The sequence below is a fragment of the Thalassotalea sediminis genome (genome assembly GCF_030295915.1).
In the GTDB taxonomy this organism is placed as follows: Bacteria; Pseudomonadota; Gammaproteobacteria; order Enterobacterales; family Alteromonadaceae; genus Thalassotalea_C; species Thalassotalea_C sediminis.
On the sequence record NZ_AP027361.1, the window covers coordinates 2,438,885 to 2,458,167 of the forward strand.

Here is a 19,283-nt window from a genome sequence, read left to right on the forward strand (position 1 = left end):
AAATTACCCCTTGATACTAACTTTGCTGCCAGAACGTATTTTTATCAGTCCTTCGGTCACTATTTGTTGGCCATCACTTAGGCCTTTATCAATTGCAACCCAGCCGTCATGTCGACCTACTACGTGCACTTGAACGCGATTTGCTACACCTTTTTCAATTGCAAAAACATAATGTTGATCTTTTAACGGAATAACCGCTTTTTCAGGTATCATAATTGCTTGTTCAGAGCTCAATTGTAATGCGGTATCTAATAACATTCCTGGGCGTAAAAGCCCTTGTTTATTCTCAAAGCTAGCGGTAACTTCAATACTGCGAGTAACCGCATCTATACGAGAACTAATATGCGTTACCTCGCCCGAAAATATATGGTTTGGATAAGCATCATTCTTTGTAGTAACCGTCATACCAACTGTTAACTGTGCAAGATATTTTTCAGGGACTTTAAAGTCTACTTTAATAATACTGATGTCATCTAGCGTGGTAATGTTTGTAGAAGTATTAACAAAGCTACCAATCGAAATCTCGCGTTTTCCTAATAACCCAGAAAACGGTGCAGTTACCGTCATTTCAGCAAGTTTTGTTTTAGCACTTTCTAATTGTGCCTGTGTAGCATCTACTTTTGAGAGCTGTTCCTCGAGCATAGATTTAGCCGTAGCTTGTGAACGTGCCAGCTCTTTCAATCGATTTAATTGTCGCTGCTCTTCACGTAAATTAATCGATAACTCTTTCACAGCAAACTTTTCTTCCTGCGATTGCAGTTGCACTAACTTTTGACCTTTCTTTACTAATTGGCCATCTTCAAAAAATATATCGGTAATATAATCACTTTGTGCACTTTTTACGTAGATAGCTTGATTAGCACGGGCACTGCCAATCGCCTCAATTAATACGGCATTTTCTTGCAATGTTGCAATGTGTGCCTCGACCTGAGTAGCATGTCCTGCCATATCATTTTTTTCGCCTTGGCTAACAGGCAAATACAAATAAATACAAAGACCAGCTAATACGGTAATAATAAAGGGAAATAAAGCTTTACCTGATTGCGTAGAATACATCTCGTTTACACTCAAAATTTACTTGAATATAGTATACAAAAGAATCGCCATAAACGGCGGTCACATATCTCAGATACTTGTACATTTATCTTAAAAACACCTTTAAACACGGCAATTTATATAACAACTCTTCAACTAACTAGCCGATATGGTCGGCCTATTAAGCTTAATTTGTATTTCGGTGTTACCTACAGCAATTTAAATTACCCGTTAAACGCGGTAAACTGAATGTAAAAGGTGTGTTCAATAAAGGGATTTTCAATGCTTAAGCCTTACATAAAAAACATTATTAGCTTTTATCGTGCTCAACCAAAAGCACCAAACTTTTTACTCGTTTACGCACTTATTTGGTTAGCCTTGCATAATCAATTTTTTGTCACATTCATTTCGGCTTCAGGCGGCGTAAATAACAAACTGAATGCTGCTATTGCTAGCATTGAACATCAATATCTACTCTCGCTTTTATTAACTGTCCTATTCTTTGCTTTACGATTGTCATATTTGTATTTTGTAGGCAAAGCGAATGAAATTGCCGACGAAGGCGAACCTATAGAAGACAAGCTTGGTCGTGATCAGGTATTTACAGAGAACAAAGACGTAATGCGTTTACTTACGCTGCTCGATGAAACCAAAGCGAAGCTCGCGATCGCGAACAAAAAAGAAACTGAATTAATGGAAGATAAATTAGCCGCAATTCAAAAGTCACGAGTATTACAATCAGAGCTTGATGAAGTAAAAGCAGACCTAGCCATAATGACCCAACAGTACTTAACACTTAAAGAAAAGTTGACCAGAAGCGCATAAATAAAGCTTTATAAAAAGCTAACCATTATAAAAATATTCTTGAGCAATTACTCTTTAAGACTGCCACGCATTATCAGCCTCCTATCTAAATTCATCGCAAAATTTGTTAGTTAAGGGTCGGCTGCCCGTATTTTCCTATATTTTTAAGTAAATCAGACAGCCGATAACGTTTAACCACGAATTGCTATACGTTCTAGCAATTTAAGTTAATCATGCACTATTTCGACACTAACTTGAGCATTTTTGTAGCTACAATAACTACGTTCAATCGTATTATTTTTAAATATACCGGTAACACTTTCCCACGCACGCGTTTTATTGATTAAGATACGTAACTCATTACCTTGCCAATGGCTTGTATAGATTTGCTCATGTTCGCTACTTAAACACAAGTTATTCATTGCTCGAAGGTACCTTTGCCCAGAAAAAATATCATCTTTTTCACTGAGCAAAGCATTTGTATTATTTGATGGAACCTTCCAATTGGCAAATAAAATAGACAACTTATTTTTGCTTAATACAAGCGAATCTTCTCGTGTTGGATAATGTGTTATTAACTTTGATGGTTTTGTTAAAGAGGGTTTCTCAACAATAAAAACACCGCCTTGACCAACAACTTTCATTTCAATATTTTCATTACTCTGCCAACTAACGGCAAGTGCTGTCGCTTCATCAACGCCAAAAGCAAAGCTAACGTCAGTTTGTTCAACTACCTTCAATAAACGACCTTGTCTACCACGTTCAGAAAAATGTGTGTCCATAATTCCCCATGGGAACAAACCTAAACCACCTTGCGTGTTATAGGTTAAGTCACCATTTAGCAAATCAACGGCACATTTATTTGCCTTTTGACAGCCAGCATTGGGCAATATGTCAGCTTTTGCTCCACGAACAAGCGCGACCTCACTTCTGCCGTTAGTGATCATTGGCGTCTGGTTTTGGTTAAATTTACCTCCCGACATAACCGCAGTGCCCGCACTAGTCCCGCCCACCAACAAGGTGTTTTTTTCCATCCGTTGTCTTATCAATGTTAACAGTTTGTTATCATAATTATCTTTGTTTTTGAATGCTTTAGCGGTTAGTGACTGATCGCCACCATTGATAAACAAACCGTCAGCTTTTTTTATTAAATTTAGAAAAAGTTCAGGCTGCTGACAGAATGTCTGTTGCGAGAGGAAACGATCAGGATAGACGAATTTCCGCTTAATAGTTTTAAGCACGCGTGCTTGATATTTCTCTATCATGGCACATGCTTGCGCAGAGTGTCCTTGTTCCTGCCATAGGGTATTCAATGCCGCGTCAATAGGTAGCCAAGTAACTTCAGCACCTGTTGCTTTAAATACTTCTACATAAAAATCAGCCGCTTCGTAAGGATCACGAGCCGATGCTGTTACCACTAATATGTGAGGAGGTTTATCTTGCGCGTTTTTTAATGCTGCTAACTGTGAAAAAGTAGTAAACACTTCACGTGAAAAAGGGTTTTTATTGTGTTTTAACCCTACTTTTTCCGTAACCCTGTAACCATTTTTATTTACCTGCATGATTTCAAGGGCATCAAGCATCAAGTAAAATTCTCTATCTGCTAGTTGGTTAACTAATGTTCGGCCCCCTTGTTGCAGCCATAATTTTCGTAATGTCGCTTTCGTTAATACCTCACTATTCAATCGCGCCATTTTTAGTAGTAATCGCTTTAAAGCGGCTCTTTGTTCAACTAAATGATCCCTAGGCCAATGACGAAATAGTAGCGCAATATTATCCTCATTCAACTGAAATAAGGATTGAGTTTTTACGTCATCAGCAAATAAGTCATCACGTTGACATTGCGTTTTAGACATGGAAGAACAGGTTTTTAGCCCACCTCCAACTAAAAAAAGCTTAGTATATTCATCAAAGCTTTTGGCATAACTTGGTAACAAGATTAAACACATTAGCGTCAATATTAACGATTTTAGCAGCATTTTTATTTTCTCCCGAAATATATATTACAATAATTTTTCATCAAGACACTATTGACAAGAAATTGTATCCAGAGTATTCCTAAAAAAGAGAACATAAAATCTGCTTGCGCCAACAAGCAACCCATTAAACCTTTATCAGGATTGTCATTGACAACCCATAGTTTGAGATAAGACACTTTTACATGTACAAGAAAGCCTTCACGCTATCAACATATTCTTATCAAAACTACTACCTTTCGGAGTGGTTTGACGAATAAACCTTGCGGCTTAATTGCTTCGAGGGCTTTGTCATGCTTAGTCCATTATCTAAAAATAATTAAAATTTAGATCATCCATGCACGTCTAATAACATAAACATGTGCACTTGGATGCCATTAAGGTAGATAACATGTCATTATTTAAACGAAATTCAATCACACTTGCTCTAGCAAGTCTTTGTTTTACAAGTTCTATATTTGCTCAACAAACTGACGAGCAAACAATCGAGAGAGTTACCGTTACAGGTAGCCAAATTAAAGGGGTTGATCTTGAGGGCATGCAACCAATGGTTGTACTTTCAAGTGAGGAAATAAAAAACTCTGGTGCTTCAACGATTGCTGAATTGATGAGCCAAGTTACTCAAACACGTGGTGGCTTAGGTTCATTTACTACATCTGAAAGTGGTGCAACATCAACGTCAACACCAGCTGGTCAGGCTGCTGCTTCATTAAGAGGCCTTGGGCCAAGTTCAACGTTAACACTGATTAATGGCCGCCGAGTTGCAGCAAGTTCTTTCGCGTCTGGTACACAAAACTTCGTTGACATAAACAGTATTCCCCTAGCGGCAATTGAAAAAATTGAAGTACTTGCGTCTGGGGCGTCTGCTATTTATGGTGCTGACGCCGTCGCAGGCGTAATTAATTACATCCTAAAAAAAGATTATCAAGGGACAGAACTAAACCTCTCATACGGTAACAGTTTTGAAGATACCGACGAAGGCAAATATAACCTCAATTTTGTCTTAGGTACCGAGGCGCTTGGCGGTCAGTTAACCGTTTTTGCTGACTACTTTGATAGAAACAGCTTTAACGCACAAGATCGTAGTTTCACAAAAAAACCAACTTTAGTCAGTAATTATTCATATCTGCCAAAAGATACGCCAAATATTTATTATTTGTCATCCTACTCAGGCACAGAGGAAATAGGAGCTCCTAACTGTAAAACAGCATTTGTAACCACTGAGTACGACGAAGAAATTTGTGCTTATTATCACAATGAAGATGATGAACTAATTAGCGAACTAGAGAGCGCATCAACCGGTTTTATATTTAGTCGTGAATTTGGTGATACGGTATGGAATACCGACTTTTTCTACAGTCGAACAAAATCCATTGCAGTGTCTTCACCTGCCCCGATTAATCGCATAGACGATACAGAAGGGCCATTCGTTCCTGTATCAACACTTGATATCTTTGATAACGAAACCAAAGATACATTGCTTTATGATATGTGGATTGAGGATTATCAAACACAGACTGGACGTTGGGTTGACGAAGGCTTTATGTTTGATGCTCGATTTTCGAATCCTCGAACTATAGCAGTAGAAACCAACGCCTTCCGTTTAGTTTCAGGCTTATCTGGAGTTTATCATGATTGGGACTGGGAAACGGCCATCACACTGTCAAAATCAGAATCTGAACAAGAAGCGATAGCTGGTATTTATAATCGATACAAGTATCATGCTGCAATTAATGGCGAACTCTGTAGTGACGGTAAAATAGCAACCTATACTGACGCTACTTTAAGCTGTACAGATGGAAGCTTACTTAATAGTTACAACCCATTTTTAGCAGGCGATAGCGCCAACGATGCTTTACTTGCCAAAACTCAAGAAATACCAACGCGAAATGGTGAAAGCACCGTTTACGCTTGGGATGCACGTATATCGGGGCAACTGTTTGAGTTTGGCGAGCAAGTTGTTAGCGCTGCATTTGGCGCTGAAGTCCGCAAAGAAGAAATTACCGATACTCCCTCAGTAAATTCGCGTGCTCAGGCTGAAAATGATTACCTTGTAGATGTGTTTGGATTTGGTTCTAGTTTATCAGCAGCGAACCGCCAACAGTTTGGTTTGTTTGCTGAACTTTATATACCTTTGACCGATCAATTAGAGTTTCAAGTTGCTGGTCGCTATGATGATTATGACGATTTTGGTGATACTTTTAACCCTAAAATAGGTTTTAGTTATCGACCAATTGATGAACTTATATTACGTGGTTCTTGGTCTACTTCATTTAGAGCGCCATCACTGACTCAGGCTGGCGTTAAGTTACGTACGACTACCGCAACCTATGATTGTGGAGCAAACCAAGCTGTTGCAAATTTATACTGTGAAGGATTTGGCGATGAACGCAGCCCTAACGTATTAGAGTTAGGCAATAGATCCTTATTAGCAGAGGAATCTGAATCTGTTAGCGTAGGTTTTGCATATAGCCCAACTATCGATACGACCTTAACCGTTGATTATTGGCAGTTTAAACACGAAGACTTAATTGATACCGATATGACAGCAACATTAAATGCTGCAATCTCAGACCATTCACTACGCCATTGTGGCATTGTACCTGATGGTGAGACGGGTATTTCATATGAAGAAGACTTATGTTTAGTGACAGACAACAATGGATTAACAGTTGAAGACCCAGGTGCTAACCTCTCGGAAATTCTTGACGCTTGGGTCATTTTTGACGTACCTCGGTATGCCGAATTACCGTTATATCGTGATCACGTAATTCAGTTACAAAACACAGGTAAGCAAACAGTTGCTGGTATTGATTTAGGTTTTGAGCACATAATAAACGTGAATATGGGGCGATTATCAATTGCGTTAGATGCGACGCATTACATGAAATTTGATCGCAATAAACCAGGCTCAGATAAAATTGAAGAACTGATCGGTACATGGCGTTATCCTGAGAATATTGCTAATCTTCGTATCAACTGGTCACAAGATAACTTTTATGCCAGCTTAACCGCACAATATACCGCCAGCTACGCTGATGATATTGAAGGGTTGCGTGGTCGAAATTTAGATGAGTTAGATGCCTTAAGTAAACTTGACAGCAACGGTCAACGAGACGTTAATGCTTGGACAACCGTTAGAGCAAACATTGGTTACGATTTCGACAATATGAACGTAAATCTCACTGTAAATAATTTATTCGATAAAGCGCCTCCTGTTGCTTATGGCTCAAGCCGAGGTTTTGATTCTATAAATCACAACGCCTTAGGTGCGAACTATAAATTATCATTTACTTACTTTTTTAACTAAGCGATGCTGAAACCGGGTTAGGTTTAATTAACTTATGCTTAACCCTTTTTATTTTTTATTGCTCGCATAAGTTTCTGCGGCAATAAAAGCAATCTAAATAAAGAGTGAAATGAATGAACAAAGCTATAAAGAATGGCTCAGCTAAATCAATGCCAGATGCCTTCATTATCCTATTTATTGTCGTTTTATTAGCCGCAATCGCTACCCACATTATTCCTGCTGGTAAGTTTAATACTGAACTTAATCCAGAAACAGGTAAGAAGATACTAGTTACTGATAGCTATCAAGTAGTAGAAAGTTACCAAGGAGTGCCGCTATTTTCGGAAAGTGGCGAGGTTGGTTTTTTTAACTTTGCCTTTGAAGGAATGGTTTCAGGCGATAAATGGGGATCTGCCATAGGTGTAATGATGTTTATCATTTTAACTGGTGGCGCTTTTGGCATAGTAATGCAAACAGGCGCTGTTGATAACGGCATACTTGCTTTGATTAATAAAACACAACGCTTAGAACGACTATTTATTCCAATACTTTTTACATTATTTTCACTTGGTGGCGCAATCTTTGGTATGGGAGAAGAAGCTATCGCTTTTTGCATTGTATTGCTACCGTTGATGTTAGCCATAGGATACGATTCAATTACTACTGTTCTGGTGACCTATGTAGCAACACAAATTGGCTTTGCTGCGTCTTGGATGAACCCTTTTAGCGTTGCGATAGCACAAGGAATTGCAGAGGTACCGTTGTTATCGGGTATGGAATTTCGAATTATCATGTGGTTTGTGCTCACGATTATCGGCGTTATATTTACCATGAAGTACGCGGCAAAGATAAAGGCGAACCCTGAGCTTTCACCTAATTACAATGTTGATATAAAAATACAAAAAAATACAAAAAGCCAAGTTGCTCAAACATTCAGTAAGGCGGACTCGGTCATCTTATTGAGCTTTTTTATAGCAATAGCATGGGTCATTTGGGGAGTTATTGCCAAAGGCTATTATATTCCTGAAATTGCTAGTCAATTTTTTACCATGGGTATTATCATCGGTTTTATTGCCATTTTAAGTAAGCGGCTTAACGTAAACCAAGTAGCAAATGCATTCAAAAAAGGGGCGCAAGAGCTATTACCTGCTGCAATGATAGTAGGTATGGCGAAAGGGATCGTCATCATATTAGGTGGTGATCAAGCTGATGAAGCTTCGGTACTAAATACTATTTTATATACTGCATCAAATGTCATCGGTGAATTACCGACCGTACTTTCTGCGCTGTTAATGTTTATATTTCAGTCGATCTTTAACTTTTTTATCGCATCAGGATCAGGTCAAGCGGCGTTAACTATGCCATTAATGGCTCCTCTTAGTGATTTAGTTGGAGTTAGCAGACAAATAGCAGTACTTGCATTCCAACTAGGTGATGGCCTTACAAACCTTATTATTCCAACATCAGCGTCGTTAATTGGTTGTTTAGGTGTTGCTCGCATAGATTGGGGTGTTTGGGCAAAATTTATCGCTAAGTTTATGTTAGTGATAATGTCTGCCGCTAGCTTATTTATTATTACAGCAGTAATGATTAACTTTGCTTAATCAAACTGTATAAAGGACGTTTTATGAAATTATTTAGACAGGCTGACGTTTATGCACCTGAACCACTCGGCATCAACGATGTATTAGTAGCGGGTGGTAAAATTATCAAAATTGCCAAAGATTTATCTCCATTTTTGGATTTAGATATCGAAGTTATTGACGTTAACCAGTCGCTGTTAGTACCAGGTTTTGTAGACTCGCTTGTACATATAACAGGAGGTGGTGGTGAAGGTGGTTTTGCAACAAGAACCCCCGAAATGAAGATAGAAGAAGCTATTGCTGGTGGTGTTACAACAATCATTGGCGTGCTTGGCACAGACTCAATTACTCGCAGTCTCGAAAACCTATTAGCTAAAACTTACGCCCTAGAAGAGCAAGGAATAAGTGTTTTTTGTTATACCGGTTCTTACCATATCCCTGCAGTTACGATCACTGAGTCTGTCACTAAAGATATTATGCTCATCAATAAATTTATTGGTATTGGGGAAGTAGCTATTGCCGATCACAGAAGTTCTCAAATTACTGTACAAGAATTGGCTCGTTTAACATCAGAAGCACGCGTTGCTGGAATGCTAGCGAATAAGGCTGGTATTGTTAGTATTCACGTAGGTGATGAACCCAGCGGTTTGTCAATACTGCACCAAGTAACAGAACAAACGGATATTCCCATAACACAGTTTTACCCTACTCATATTAATCGTACCAGCAACTTATTATCTCAAGGTATTAAGTTTGCACAAGCAGGTGGTTTTTTAGACTTTACCACCAGTACTAATGAACAAATATTAGCGTCTGGTGAGGTTAAAGCAGCACAAGCTCTAGCTATGTGTTTAGATAAAGGTATTAATGTGTCTCAATTAACGATGAGCTCTGATGGTAATGCGAGCCTGCCTGTATTTGATGAACAAGGAGCATTGATTGATCTTCAAGTAGGCGAAGTAAAGAGTCTTCACCTATCGTTTGTCGAAGCGGTTACTGAATTTGATGTACCGATAGACACAGCTTTGACTACCATCACAAAATCACCAGCTAACATATTAAAACTGCAAAACAAAGGAAGAATACAACAAGGGTATGACGCTGATATAAACCTACTCAATAAGTCAACGTTAGCGGTTAGCTCTGTGTATGCAAAAGGCATTAAAATGACTTAATTAATCGGTAGTATTAAAACACTAACGCCAACATCATGCTTATAAAAAGCTTAAGTAATTATAAGAGACTTACTTAAGCTTTAACTTAACTTTTATGAGCCCTTCCAAAATTTAACTCAAAGTTAGAAGCGTAGATAACAGCTTTGACTCATCTAGATGACATTTATCATTATTTCAGTTAAGCAGAATTTAAATAGTAAAAACAGTTCACTAATAAATCTGCAATGTGGAACTGATTTTGCTCAACATAATGTATGTTATTTACCGTATTTGGCTTATTTCATAGTTACAATATAAACGGCCAGCATGTCCTGTTTTACTATTAGTCGACAATGGTAAAAACTGAAAACCTTTCAATTCGCCCTCATTAATGCAACGTGTAAACACTTTGCGCTCAAAAATTAAAGTCGATTCTATTTGTGGACTATCTAAGAATAGAAATTTTACTTCTTTAAGTTGCTAAGTGCCTTTGAATACCTGCTCATTATACAATTAATTTGACGCATCCCACACATCTTCTTCAATATGAAAGTGACCATTTTTTAGTAACACTAAGGTGCTAGAGTTTAGACAATTTCGCACTGAATATTCACTTATCAATGGGATTTTGTAGGCATTTTTTACGTGTAAAATATCAGAACTTTTTACATCATTTGATATAAGGTACAGACCCATATTTTTTGCAGTAAAACTTTGCTTACTTGCAAGGCTTAGCCCGGTATTCGCTATAGAAAAGCCGAGTTTATTAACGAGTAACATAACATGTTCAGCGTTTTGCTTACTGCCGTTGCTCGGTGCATAAATTAAAGTATTATCACCAATAGTTTTTGGAAACGGTAATCTATTTACATCAACGACCATGTCAGTATTAGTTAACGACTATTACAGTACGTTAATTTCGGATCGTTGAAGATGTTTTCCATATAAATGTACCGTCGTCGGAGCACTACAGCCAACGATAAGTTCCAAAAAGCTATATTTTATAAAAACAAGTAACTTCTTCATATTATTAATAATTATTTCGTGCTATCCGTGGCATTTTATACAACTATGCCTAACTCACGTATAATTTTTTTCAAAATATAACTACACTATAAAAAGCGATGTTTAATAGTATCATTCATTAGACAAAGCGCATTTAAAACAATAATCAATAAAAATAAGAAGGTAAATATGACGCAAGAAACAAAAGTACCAAAATGGTTTTATATCGTAGGTATCATCGCGCTTATTTGGAATATGCTAGGGCTGATGGCTTTTGTAGGCCATATTATGATGACACCAGAAATGATAGCTAAACTTCCAGAGGCTGAACAAGCTCTTTATCAGAATAATCAGCCATGGGCGACAATCGCCTTTGCCACAGCCGTTATCACTGGCACTCTTGGCTGTATTTTAATATTACTAAAAAAAGCGTTGGCAAAAAGTCTATTTATTCTGTCATTTGTCGCCGTTATTGTTCAAAACTTTCACGCTTTTTATATTATCGACTCACTGGCTGTTTACGGCAGTACGAGTGTGATCATGCCCTCTTTAGTTGCTATTGTAGGCCTATTACTCATTTGGCTATCAACAAAGGCAACTCGTCGAGGATGGTTAAAGTAATTTTAGTGTCAGGTTAATGATCATTAAGCCATGCTAAAACTGCAGGAAAATGATCATTAACGGCTTGTGCATCCGTTAATATGTTAATGTGATCATAATCTTTCAAATTTCCGGCACGTTTAGAGAGCAAGCTTACTTTAGCGTCAGGTTTAGTCTCTTCAACAAAAGCTTTTACGTCGTCAATATGGCCAAGTAAATCATCTTTTAAACCGGTTAAATGCCAGGTTGAAGGCCATACGGTTTGTTTCGCGGCTTGTCCATAGTCAAACTTATCTTCGGGATCATGCCATGGGTTAGGCTTAACCCAGTAGGTGCATTGATGTAAAAACCGACGTGTTTCATTATCTGCACCAAATTTTAGCTTAACGGCATCAATGTAACCTTTACGTTTTGCTAAAAACGGCGCTATTCGATTGAACAATAGATCAACTTTCCAAAACTTATTAAATGTTTTTCGAAATAGACTGCGTTTTGTGCCAAAACAAACAAGTTTACCAATATGCTTTTGCATTAAAGGAAAACGCGCAAAGCTACTACAAAAGATAACACCTCCCCAAGAGTGACAAATAACGTGCATCGGTTGGCCTGTTTTCTCAGCAACAAATTTAACAAGGTTTGGAACGTCATCAATAATCATTTCATGTTGGCCGTGCGCCGTTGTTTCTTGTAACGTTGGTGTGCTTTGACCTTTACCTCTAAAATCAGGTACATAAACATCAAACCCTTGCTGAGCAAGATAACATGCTAGGCCTTTACCAGACTCGGTATAGAATATTTTGCCATTCTCTATTGTGCCATGAAGCATCAAAATGGGCGTTCCACCCTGTTTTTTGAATATATGGCGTACGTGAAGTTTGTGATTTTCACTGGTAACAAATAAAGATTCTTGCTTCATTATATATTCGCTTATTTATATGATGTTTAACGAACCGACAACATCGTATTTAACACATAAGCTACCTTACACAACAAGAGGTCAGACCTCAATACAAGTGTACTTATTTAGTAGACACTTACTTACGAATTCGTGGTTTAAATGTCATCCACGTACCAACACCTGCAAGTATCACGACAAGTATCAAGCCAATAACACCTAAATACTGGTCTATTGTTTTGTGCCCTGTCCAGCGTAAATAATGAATGTTATACATGGTATTGATAAAGTGCGTATCTTGCCCTTGCTGACGTAAACTCAATTGCTGCCAGTTTAAGGTAATGTTGACATCTGTCGTGGTAACCGCTTGATTACCATCAATTGATAAAACATCACCGTATCGTGCTTTATTCGCCGTAATAGCATCTTGAATTAATGCGTTAACTTGTTGTTCATTCGGACTATCTATTACCGCCCAGTTTGGCATTAAATAATTCAACCACTTTTTTTTGGTTTTCAACATCACATGATGACCTAAAATGGTCTTAATTTGTCTCACTTCGCGCCAATCACCTTCAGGCAGGCTAATAGTTTGCTTAATTGGATAAGCCTTAATATACAATGGCTGATACGCCGTCTGATAACCTGGTTTGAAAAAAAAGTAAACGCCTGTAATTGCCCACGCTATAAATGGCAATAACATAATTAACCCTAGCACTTGATGAAATTTACGCACACATAACTCCCTTTAAAATAAGGAAATTATTTTAACCTTTTGACACTACGATAAGAAAGGAAAATATAGACTAATTGCTAGTTTATACAATGCGTTATGTAACGGATAAAAAAACCTGCATAAAGCAGGTTTTTTCAATGATTTTACATTAGCTCATATGAACAAGCATATTGGTAGGATCTTCTAAGAAAGACTTCCACAGATTGCTAAAGCGAGCAATTGTGCCTCCATCAATTACACGATGATCACCAGACCAACTGACTTGCATAATTGAACGTGCTTCTACCTCGCCTTGTTCATTAAAACGAGGTAAAGTTTGTAGCTTACCCAATGCAACAATTGCTGATTCAGGCTTATTTATAATAGGTGTTGCTACCGTACCACCAATAGCACCAATATTTGAAATCGAAATTGTACCACCTTTTAAATCTTCAGCCGCTACGCGACCAGAACGCGCATCATTGGTTAGTCGAGTAATATCTTTAGCAAGATCAAGAATAGATTTAATTTGCACTTGCTTAATATTAGGGACTAATAAGCCAACTTTTGAATCTACAGCCATGCCAATATTATGATCATCAAAATACGTTAACTCTGTGCAATCTTCGTTTGGCTGTGAGTTTATAACGGGAAACTCTTTCAATGCTAAAGACATTGCTTTCATGAAAAAAGGCATCATAGTAAGCTTAATATCTTGTTTCGCATATACTTCTTTAAGCTCTTTACGCAGCTTTATCAATTTAGTCATATCTATTTCTTCACAATACGTAAAGTGAGGTATTGTTGAAACAGATGCAACCATTGCCTTAGCCATTGCGGCTTTAACACCACGTATAGGTTCAACGCGAGTACCACCTGCGCTTTGTGTTGCCGTCACTGTTGTACTCGTTGTAGTTGATCTAGCCCCATCTTTATAAGCTATTACATCATCTTTATATACACGGCCTTTTTTACCACTACCTGGTATTTCATGGATGTTAACGCCTAATTCTCGTGCCACACGGCGAACTGCTGGGCTCGCAACCGCTTTTTTATTGCTAACCTTGTTGGTATTCGGTTCAACATTTGGCGTTTGATTAGTCGATGGTACCGAAGCTACTGCTACTTTCTCAGCTACTGGCGCAGGCGTATTTACTGAGTCAGTTGATATACGTTCTAGGGAAAACAAAGGGGCATGTACTTTAGCAATTTCGCCTTTGGCATAATATAGCTTAACAACAGTGCCAGAGTGCATCGCGGGAATTTGTACAAGCGCTTTGTCTGTCATAACATCTGCAACAGGCTGATCTTCTTCAATTTGATCGCCTTCTGCAACTAACCACTCTACAACTTCACATTCAACAATACCTTCACCTATATCAGGTAAAATGAAGTCTTCTACAATTTTTCCACCCGTATCTACACTAGTCGTTTGTATCGCAGTTTCATTTTGCACTGTTTCAGTAGCTGGCTCTTCGGATACATCACCTTCAGGTGTCATTGCAAATAATGGTGAATGAACTTTTGCGATATCACCCTTGGCATAATATAGCTTATCAACAATGCCTGAATGCATCGCTGGTATTTGCACGAGAGCTTTATCAGTCATGACATCAGCAACGGGTTGATCTTCTACTATTTGATCACCCTCTTTTACTAGCCATTCAACCAGTTCACATTCAACGATACCTTCTCCGATGTCCGGTAAAATAAAATCAATGCTCATGTTTTCAGTCCTAGTAATTTATGCTTCGCTTAATCGCTTCATACACTTTTAAGTGATCAGCGGCATGTTCTTTTTCTAAAGAAAGTGGGTATGGTGTATCAATACCACAAACCCTTTCGATAGGAGATTCCAAATGTAAGAAACACTCTTGCTGTATAGTTGCAGCAATTTCACTCGCAAAGCCAGCGGTTAACGGTGCTTCTTGTGAGATTAATAAACGTCCAGTTTTTAATACCGAATTAGCAATGGTTTCTACATCCCATGGTAAAATAGTACGTAAATCAATGATTTCACATGAAATACCATCTTTCTTCGCCATTTCTGCCGCTTTTTCTATAATTTCCATTTGTGCGCCCCAAGCAAGTAAAGAAATATCACTGCCTTGCTGAGTAACTTCCGCCTTACCAATCGGTAATTGATAATCTTCTTCTGGCACCTCACCAACAGAAGCGCGATATAGACGTTTAGGTTCAAAGAAAATAACAGGGTTATCATCTCTAATTGACGCGAGTAAAAGCCCTTTTGCCTGATAAGGATTACGCGGCACAACAATTTTTAAGCCTGGTGTATGGGCAAAATATGCTTCTGGGGATTGACTGTGATACAAACCGCCCGCAATACCGCCACCGTATGGAGTACGAATCGTTAAATTACCAACATTAAATTCATTACCACTACGATACCTAAATTTTGCCGATTCATTTACGATTTGATCGAAAGCGGGAAAAATATAATCAGCAAATTGTATTTCAGCAATCGGTGTACTGCCTTGCGCCGCAAGGCCATTAGCAAAACCAATGATACCTTGTTCTACAAGCGGTGTGTTAAAGCAACGAGCTTTACCATATTTTTCTTGTAAACCACTAGTTGCTCTAAATACACCACCAAAGTGGCCAACATCTTCGCCAAAGCAAAGTGCGCTATCATTCTCTGCCATGGCAATATCTAGGGCGTTATTAATTGCCTGCAATAAATTCATTTGTGCCATTATTTAATTCTCCCAGCAGTAAACGGATACGCTTCTGGATATTTCTTGATATGTGTTTTAAGAGACTCAAGTTGCTTTTGTAAGTGCTCTGGAACTTGGTCATAAACGTCAGTAACTAAGTCTTCAACAGGTGGCTTATCAATTTTTTCAGCCACTTTCACTGCTGCTAGTATATCTTCACGTAACTGCTCAAATAATGCGGTTTCTTGTTCTTCATTCCACCAATTTTTAGCTAACATCCACGACTTCATACGTGAGATTGGATCATGAGCATGCCACTTTTCTTCTTCTTCTTTGGTTCGATAACCAGAAGGATCATCAGATGTAGAGTGGGCCCCTAGGCGATAAGACATGGCTTCAATAATAACAGGTTTGTTTTCTTCTAAAGCGTACATTCTAGCAAGTTGAACTGCTTTTAAAACGGCTAATATATCATTGCCATCTATACGAATCGTTTTAATGCCATATCCAACACCACGCGACGCAATACCATTACCAACGTATTGTTCATCTGACGGTGTAGAAATGGCGTAACCATTATTGCGACAGAAAAAGATAACCGGCGCATTGTGAACTGCGGCCATATTTAAACCAGCATGAAAGTCGCCCTCAGAAGCAGCTCCTTCACCAAAATAACAAAGTGTTACTGCATCTTTTCCTTGAAGTTTTTGACCATAGGCATAACCAGCTGCTTGTGGAATTTGCGTGCCTAAAGGAGAAGAAATAGTCATGTAGTTCAACGCATTAGACCCGTAATGGATCGGCATCTGACGACCTTTACCTAGATCTTTTTCATTAGAAAACATCTGGTTCATAAAGTCTTCTAAACTGAAACCACGATAAATTAACGCACCTTGTTCACGGTATTGCGCCATTATCATATCTTGCGCTTCCAAGCCTGCAGCTCCGCCGACACTTGCGGCTTCTTCGCCTAATGCTGCCATATAAAAACTAATACGACCTTGGCGTTGAGCACCAATCATGCGCTCATCTAGTGCGCGATGAAAAGCAAGTGCTTTATAAATTTTTACCGCGTGTTCTTCATTAATATCAGGAAGTTCAGCGCCGTCATATACAGTGCCATCTTGTTGTAATATTTTGAGGATGGGGATTTCAACTGAATGACCATCAATAAAAGCCGCGTTATGTACAACAGGACCTTCTTTGTAAATGTCAGTATTCATAGCCTTCTCTTATGTTTTGCCCTTGTTTAAGGGAATATCAAAAACCTATATGCAATCAAGTATAGTGCGAGATCACACAAATGAGACTTTCGTTTGGGTACGTTATCATTAATGTTTTTTAACCTGCGCAAACTTTACCTTTACGTTAACTGTAATGCAAGTTTCCTAAAACAGGCGTTTTAAAACTTATTTGTAAGTGAACATTATTGTTTACAGCTCAAAAAATATCCAGCAAACACTCTTTTAATAACAATACGTTAGCAGAGTTACCGTAATCAAAATTTCTCGATTAATTTTCGTTTAATGTTGCAGGAATAACCGTGAGTATTGCCCGCTGCCCAATAGCAACATTAGCATTTGGAAAAATAATCGCCTCACCTTTATGTTGCGTTTTAATTTCTCTATCGCCATCAACGGCAATAACATGACCTTTAGGAAAGTCAGTAAAATTAACCGTATCGTCAGAAAAGGTAAGTTGAAAATCTTGATGTTCGCGATTAATTACCTGTGCAACGGTAAAAATATGAAAATCATCTTCATTGTAGGGCTTAAGCGCTAGGTCTTCTCCAGATACTAATTTAGTCAGCGTATCTGCAACTTGACTAAATTGTGTCATGTCATTTTCACCAAAAGGCTTTACCTTGCCTAATTCAATTGTAAACGCGTCAGCGCCAAACTGTTTTGAAGAAAAGTAACTAAAGGTTGTTGTTGGTGAATTCGACAATAAGATCGTGTTTACACCGCAAGCCAATAAAAATTGTAATTGCTCTGGTTTTCGAGGAGAACCATGTAAAAAAGGATAGACAGCAAACTTGTCGTACTTTGCACCACGTATAGCCGTATGAAGATCATAGTGCATGCGTTCTCGGTTAGCACTAAGTTTATCGCCTTGCTGATAGAAGCTTCTAATCGTATTTTCTAATAATAGTGCTCGCTTGCGTTCTTTATTTATTAACCCTGGACCATTGCCTTGATCAATAGAATGTCCGCCGGAAAATAGTCTATTCATATTTTCCTCGACAAAGCGCTCAGCAATATTCATCGACGCAATATTACCAAAAATAAACAGTACACGTTGTTTAACAACTAACTGACCAAGTATAATTTTTTGAATTATATCGCGACAAATTTCGATCGGTGCTGTTTCATTGCCGTGCACACCACTAGACAATACGATGTCTTGCGTAGTATCGATATGTTTTGGTGTTATTGAAATAATACCTGTTTCTAAAACAGACACTGTACACTGTGTGGATGTGGATTGATGCGTAACATCAAAGGAGAATGTTTCTGGCAATGACCAAGGATGCTCGCGAGATAATGCTAAAAAATCACCCGAAGATTGTAACTGCTGTTGTAATCTACCCAAACCAATTTCTTTATAAAATAAATGATAAGCACTATTGTAAAATATTTATCACATTTTTTAACTATAAAATTTGCTCAGCAGACCATTCAGCGATTTATCGATAGAAAACTTTACAGCAGGTTTTCATTATTTAGCTCGATTAACCTTGCTCATTTTGTCTGTTAAAGAATAAAACAGCGTTTACGTATGTCCGTGAATAGCATTTTTACCTCGATGCTTTGCCACTAACAGAGCGTCTTCTGCATCATGTAAAATATCTTCAGCAATATGATTTTTTTCGTAAATAGCATAACCAATGCTGCAGGTTACATCTACCGTAGAGGTCATGGTTTTATCGTCTATGGCTTGCTGTAATCTTTCTGCGACTTGATACGGTGTTGTTTCAGGCAATAGTGGCGCAATAACAATAAAGTTATCATCTAACCAGCGGCACAACACAGCTTTTTGTGGTAAGGCCGTGTATAGCTTTCTCGTTACTTGTTTTAGCACTTCATCGCCTACAATTTGACCATATAAATCATTAACCTTTTTAAAGTCATCTAAATCAATTTGATAAACGGCAAATGCTTGATTATGTTTATTCGCTAACTCACACCATGAAATCAAGCTAAGTTGGCCTGAACGCCTGTTTGGCAATCCAGTTAGTGGATCAATCAATGAAATTTGTTCAAGGGTATGCGCCATAATGCCAAGTTCTTTAATTCGACGATAACTAAAGACCAACCAACTTATGACCAATGTGAAAGTTACAGGTATAAATTCATCAATTTCATATTTTTCATTCTGTTGCACAAATAAATACAACCATTCGAAAAAATCGACTTGCATAAAAAGTATCAAAAATGCGAAATTTACAACCGCAATAATAATGAGGTCTTTAATCACGGTTGGCCGATGAAAATACTGACGATGAGGCATACTATCTCTTTGAAAAATATTATTATTTTTAAATTATTTAAC

At 38.1% G+C, this 19,283-nt stretch carries 15 protein-coding genes; 5 read left to right on the top strand and 10 right to left on the bottom strand.

What is annotated here, in order from left to right:
• Positions 1-3: 3 nt before the first annotated feature.
• Positions 4-1,056 (bottom strand): efflux RND transporter periplasmic adaptor subunit, encoded by a 1,053-nt coding sequence (locus QUE09_RS11195; protein WP_286232843.1) that lies wholly within the window; start codon positions 1,054-1,056, stop codon positions 4-6.
• A gap of 261 nt (positions 1,057-1,317) precedes the next feature.
• Here QUE09_RS11195 and QUE09_RS11200 point away from each other — a divergent pair, with 261 nt between their 5' ends.
• Positions 1,318-1,860, top strand: coding sequence for a hypothetical protein (locus tag QUE09_RS11200; RefSeq protein WP_286232844.1), 543 nt, complete (start codon positions 1,318-1,320; stop codon positions 1,858-1,860).
• A gap of 206 nt (positions 1,861-2,066) precedes the next feature.
• On the opposite strand, the gene QUE09_RS11205 is transcribed toward QUE09_RS11200, so the two are convergent.
• Positions 2,067-3,695, bottom strand: coding sequence for a cyanophycinase (locus tag QUE09_RS11205; RefSeq protein WP_286232845.1), 1,629 nt, complete (start codon positions 3,693-3,695; stop codon positions 2,067-2,069).
• Between the two features lie 511 nt (positions 3,696-4,206).
• On the opposite strand from QUE09_RS11205, the gene QUE09_RS11210 reads away from it, so the two are divergent.
• From QUE09_RS11210 to iadA, 3 genes are all read left to right on the top strand, one after another.
• Positions 4,207-7,125 carry a TonB-dependent receptor domain-containing protein gene (locus QUE09_RS11210; protein ID WP_286232846.1) on the top strand — a complete coding sequence of 973 codons (2,919 nt, stop codon included), beginning with the start codon at positions 4,207-4,209 and terminating at the stop codon, positions 7,123-7,125.
• Positions 7,126-7,238: 113 nt separating this feature from the next.
• Positions 7,239-8,708 (top strand): putative basic amino acid antiporter YfcC, encoded by a 1,470-nt coding sequence (gene yfcC, locus QUE09_RS11215; RefSeq protein ID WP_286232847.1) that lies wholly within the window; start codon positions 7,239-7,241, stop codon positions 8,706-8,708.
• Between the two features lie 23 nt (positions 8,709-8,731).
• Entirely contained in the window at positions 8,732-9,862 is a 1,131-nt protein-coding gene (gene iadA, locus QUE09_RS11220; protein WP_286232848.1) for a beta-aspartyl-peptidase, read from the top strand.
• Between the two features lie 492 nt (positions 9,863-10,354).
• Here iadA and QUE09_RS11225 read toward each other — a convergent pair whose 3' ends face one another.
• The gene (locus QUE09_RS11225; RefSeq protein WP_286232849.1) at positions 10,355-10,723 is read right to left on the bottom strand and encodes a hypothetical protein; all 369 of its coding nucleotides are present in this window, start codon (positions 10,721-10,723) and stop codon (positions 10,355-10,357) included.
• A gap of 312 nt (positions 10,724-11,035) precedes the next feature.
• Between QUE09_RS11225 and QUE09_RS11230 the strand changes: the two genes are divergently transcribed.
• Positions 11,036-11,467 (top strand): hypothetical protein, encoded by a 432-nt coding sequence (locus tag QUE09_RS11230; protein ID WP_286232850.1) that lies wholly within the window; start codon positions 11,036-11,038, stop codon positions 11,465-11,467.
• Positions 11,468-11,480: 13 nt separating this feature from the next.
• Here QUE09_RS11230 and QUE09_RS11235 read toward each other — a convergent pair whose 3' ends face one another.
• From QUE09_RS11235 to QUE09_RS11265, 7 genes are all read right to left on the bottom strand, one after another.
• Complete coding sequence (locus tag QUE09_RS11235) at positions 11,481-12,362, bottom strand: alpha/beta fold hydrolase (RefSeq protein WP_286232851.1); 882 nt, start codon at positions 12,360-12,362, stop codon at positions 11,481-11,483.
• A 118-nt stretch (positions 12,363-12,480) separates the two neighbouring features.
• The gene (locus QUE09_RS11240; RefSeq protein ID WP_286232852.1) at positions 12,481-13,077 is read right to left on the bottom strand and encodes a PepSY domain-containing protein; all 597 of its coding nucleotides are present in this window, start codon (positions 13,075-13,077) and stop codon (positions 12,481-12,483) included.
• A gap of 148 nt (positions 13,078-13,225) precedes the next feature.
• Complete coding sequence (locus QUE09_RS11245; protein ID WP_286232853.1) at positions 13,226-14,782, bottom strand: dihydrolipoyllysine-residue acetyltransferase; 1,557 nt, start codon at positions 14,780-14,782, stop codon at positions 13,226-13,228.
• A 10-nt stretch (positions 14,783-14,792) separates the two neighbouring features.
• On the bottom strand, positions 14,793-15,770 hold the full coding sequence (locus QUE09_RS11250; protein WP_286232854.1) for an alpha-ketoacid dehydrogenase subunit beta: 978 nt from the start codon (positions 15,768-15,770) through the stop codon (positions 14,793-14,795).
• On the bottom strand, positions 15,770-16,954 hold the full coding sequence (locus QUE09_RS11255) for a thiamine pyrophosphate-dependent dehydrogenase E1 component subunit alpha (RefSeq protein ID WP_286232855.1): 1,185 nt from the start codon (positions 16,952-16,954) through the stop codon (positions 15,770-15,772). Before QUE09_RS11255 ends, QUE09_RS11250 begins: the two co-directional genes overlap by 1 nt.
• 289 nt (positions 16,955-17,243) lie before the next feature.
• On the bottom strand, positions 17,244-18,323 hold the full coding sequence (astE, locus tag QUE09_RS11260) for a succinylglutamate desuccinylase (RefSeq protein ID WP_286232856.1): 1,080 nt from the start codon (positions 18,321-18,323) through the stop codon (positions 17,244-17,246).
• A 180-nt stretch (positions 18,324-18,503) separates the two neighbouring features.
• Positions 18,504-19,241 (bottom strand): GGDEF domain-containing protein, encoded by a 738-nt coding sequence (locus tag QUE09_RS11265; protein ID WP_286232857.1) that lies wholly within the window; start codon positions 19,239-19,241, stop codon positions 18,504-18,506.
• Positions 19,242-19,283 lie beyond the last annotated feature (42 nt).